3 protein-coding genes are annotated in these 3,057 nt (G+C 60.3%); 1 reads left to right on the top strand and 2 read right to left on the bottom strand.

The features are described 5' to 3' along the window. Positions 1-205 precede the first annotated feature (205 nt). Together WCB02_RS02340 and WCB02_RS02335 are read right to left on the bottom strand one after the other, a co-directional pair. The gene (locus tag WCB02_RS02340; RefSeq protein ID WP_423955947.1) at positions 206-739 is read right to left on the bottom strand and encodes a DUF6894 family protein; all 534 of its coding nucleotides are present in this window, start codon (positions 737-739) and stop codon (positions 206-208) included. A 631-nt stretch (positions 740-1,370) separates the two neighbouring features. Then, complete coding sequence (locus tag WCB02_RS02335; RefSeq protein ID WP_423955945.1) at positions 1,371-1,958, bottom strand: hypothetical protein; 588 nt, start codon at positions 1,956-1,958, stop codon at positions 1,371-1,373. Positions 1,959-2,140: 182 nt separating this feature from the next. Here WCB02_RS02335 and WCB02_RS02330 point away from each other — a divergent pair. Continuing rightward, positions 2,141-3,057, top strand: a 917-nt coding sequence (locus WCB02_RS02330) for a metallophosphoesterase family protein (RefSeq protein ID WP_423955943.1), incomplete at its 3' end; no start/stop codon positions are given.

Genomic DNA, 3,057 nt, shown 5'->3' with positions numbered 1-3,057 from the left:
GGTGAACATGCGCTTGACGTTCCATGCCATGGTTACGAGGCTCCATTCGCCGCGAGCCTTTTCCTGGCCACGCATCGAGAACTGGCGAAAGCCCACCAGGAGCACCACCTTTACCTTTCTGCAGATGCTCGACGCAAACCGTACCGCACGCCCAATGGATGTCGGGGCACGGCTACCAGCTTTTGCTATGCGGCAACACCGTCGATTAATCCAGAATCCACGCGTAAAGCCTGACCTGAAAGATGGCGTTCCCGCGCTCGTTCATGACGTTCATCTGCCACTCGCAACCAGGTGCGAGGTCGGCGAAGATATCCCGCCCGCGATCGGCGCAGAGCGCCATCGCTCCCTGACGCGCGGCTTCGTCGCTCTCGAAGGCCATCTCGATAACGTCGGAAGGCTTGCCTTGATTCAGCTGAAATAAGAAACGCGGCATGGCGCTAGCCCCCGCAGAATGAATGATTCGAATCTGCCGATACTGGACTCTTCTTTCGCGAAAGGGAATCGATCTCTCGATGGAGAGGACAAAAGGGCTCAGCCGTCCTCCTCGTCCCAGCCAATCTTGGACATTCATATTCGTGTTGGGGCAGGTGAAAATGAAGGCAGCCATGAACCGCAATACAGGGGCCAGGGCGCCCCGATTCTGATCTGGCGCAAAAATGAAGCGGCCCGATAGACATTTGCCTTCGAAGGCCGGGATCCGGATCCCGCCTTTTGACAGGAAGCCAGGCTCCGCGACCATCAAAGGGAGCCACGGACTGTAGTATCGAACCTACCGTCGAGAGAACGCACATGCCGAAGGTGCCGCTGATCCCGACGTTGCCGACACGGCAGACAATTTGGGCGTTGGTGCTCTACGACGAGGAACACATTGTTACCTATCTGCGGGTGCTCGACGTAGGCGCCGAGGGCGCCGCTTGGCGCGAGGTCGCTCGCATCGTGCTGCACAGCGATCCAAATCGCGAACCATATCGCGCGGTAAGCACCAGAGGGCACTCGGTCAGCCGTAGGTCACGAGGCAAGGGATCTCGATGCTCTGCCCGAGCGGCGCATCCGATGGGACTTCGGGGAAATCGAAGGCCGGATGGGGTGCGAAGCGAGCGGCTCCGTTCGCTCGGAGCTAAAATCGGCAAAACTGACCTGCCGCTGCGTTGTCCGGGACACGTTCAGTCCTCTTGCTCCTCTTGATTTCGGCGCGTGCTCGCTTGAGCGGTTTGATATATCGCAGTGCCGCTCGGGTGCCGTAGTTCCTGTGATGCCCTCCTGTTGCCCAGACCGCGCTGAACTTCCGGCACAAGCTGCTCCGCGCATCCTCACGACCAATATCTCGACGAAGGCACCTGCTCCATCGACCTCGTCGAGAGCTTTGCGAACTATTTTGGCCTGAACGTTCCCGCCGCACACGACATCATCCGCGAGGTCGGGCAGGCGGTCGCGGGCTGGCGCGCTGTCGCCACGGCCGTCGGAGCAAGATCGTTCGAGATCGACCGAATGGCCAGCGCCTTCGAGCACGAAGACCTGACGAAAGCGCGATAGGAATCTGGTGCTCCACGAATGGATGGGGCGGATTCCCACTCCGGCAGAGCAACGTCTGTTTGGAATGAACATCTCGGTCTCAGGAACATGACGATGGATTCTGCCAGTCCCTTGTCGTGCGCGAGGTCACCCTGCTCTTCAGGGTCCTGGGGCTTGCCAATTTCGGCCGCCGTGACGTGGGTTCGTCGAAGCCTAACCACATGGACACGCTTGTAGGAACTACGGCGCTGCTCCGAACAGGGCCGGCATCGCTTGCGCCGAACCGGTTGCCAGATCGTGGTTTGCTGTTTGCGCGGCAATGTCGTCGGCTCGAAGGCAATGCAAATGTCACAGCGTGCGCAACCGACTTCAAGGCAGCGAAAGCCCGCGTTCAGCGGCTCGGCGAGAAAGGGCGATGGCTGGGTCGCTTCGCCATAGACTTGCATGCGCATGTTCCATGCCTCACAGCCGCCGCGTCGGCGCAAGGCGATTTCTCCCGGGCGCGCCGATCGGCAGCCCGAACGGTGTCGCCTCTTCGCCATCCAGCGAAAGATATCCGCCACCAACAGGGAACCCGATCGACCCGCAGCCGATTGTGACCCGGGACCCCAGGCATGAGGAATTGACGGTGACACATCCATCCAGCGAGGCGCCGCTGCGGTTCGTGCAGATCGGCGACCTGCACCTGACCGACCATGGAATGCAGAACTATCGGGACTTCATCTGCGTCGTTCATGAGCTCAATCGTCACGTCGGCGAAGACATCGATTTCGTGTATATCCCGGGCGATAATGCCGATGATGGCACCGATGCACAGTTCGATCTGGTGCGCGGTGGCCTCAACAAACTTCGCCTGCCTTGGCATGCGATTCCCGGCGATCATGATTTCAAGCCGCGGTCGCTGGAACGATTTTATCGGGGCCTGAAGGTCCGGAAGCTTCCCTATGCCGAGGAGATCCGCGGATGCGTCTGCCTGTTCCTGGACATTGTATCGCAGGGTACCGGCGGTCCCGACTTCAAGCTCGGTCTGGAGCAATTCTCGTGGCTGAAGCAAAGACTCGCGGCGGCCAAGCACGAGAACAAAAGGTGCATCGTCTTCATGCACACTTATCCGGCTGACCTCGGCGAAGAGGCTCGTGAACTGTCGCGGTTGCTCGACGAGAGTAACGTCCGACTCGTCGCGATGGGACACACGCATTACAACGAAATCGCTCACGATGGCCGCACCATCTACGCCGCGACGCGCTCGACGGGTCAGATCGAGGAAGGTCCCGTCGGCTTCAGCTTTGCCGCGGTCGATGGCGAGGTCGTGATCTGGCGCTTCAAACCGCTCGATTCGCCGTGGCCCTTCGTGATGATCACCTGCCCCGCCGACCGCCGGCTGGCGATCGACGGAATCGAGGAGATCTCGCCTTTCGTTCGCGCTTGCGTATGGGGGGCAACGCCCGTGAAGTCTGCCAAGTATCGCATCGACGATGGCGCATGGCAGCCCTTGTCACCCACGCATCGCGGACTCTTCTCAGCCCCGATTGCAGCCAGCGTGGA

Origin of the sequence: Bradyrhizobium sp. (assembly GCF_049581145.1) — a bacterium.
Taxonomy (GTDB): Bacteria; Pseudomonadota; Alphaproteobacteria; order Rhizobiales; family Xanthobacteraceae; genus Bradyrhizobium.
Note: the sequence above shows the minus strand (reverse complement) of the source record. Positions and strands in the feature narration are given on the sequence as shown.

What these genes read in the sequence shown, in the direction of transcription:
- WCB02_RS02340 (WP_423955947.1), bottom strand. Translation starts at nt 739, where the DNA reads ATGGTCGCGGAGCCTGGCTTCCTGTCAAAAGGCGGGATCCGGATCCCG.
- WCB02_RS02335 (WP_423955945.1), bottom strand. Translation starts at nt 1,958, where the DNA reads ATGCAAGTCTATGGCGAAGCGACCCAGCCATCGCCCTTTCTCGCCGAG.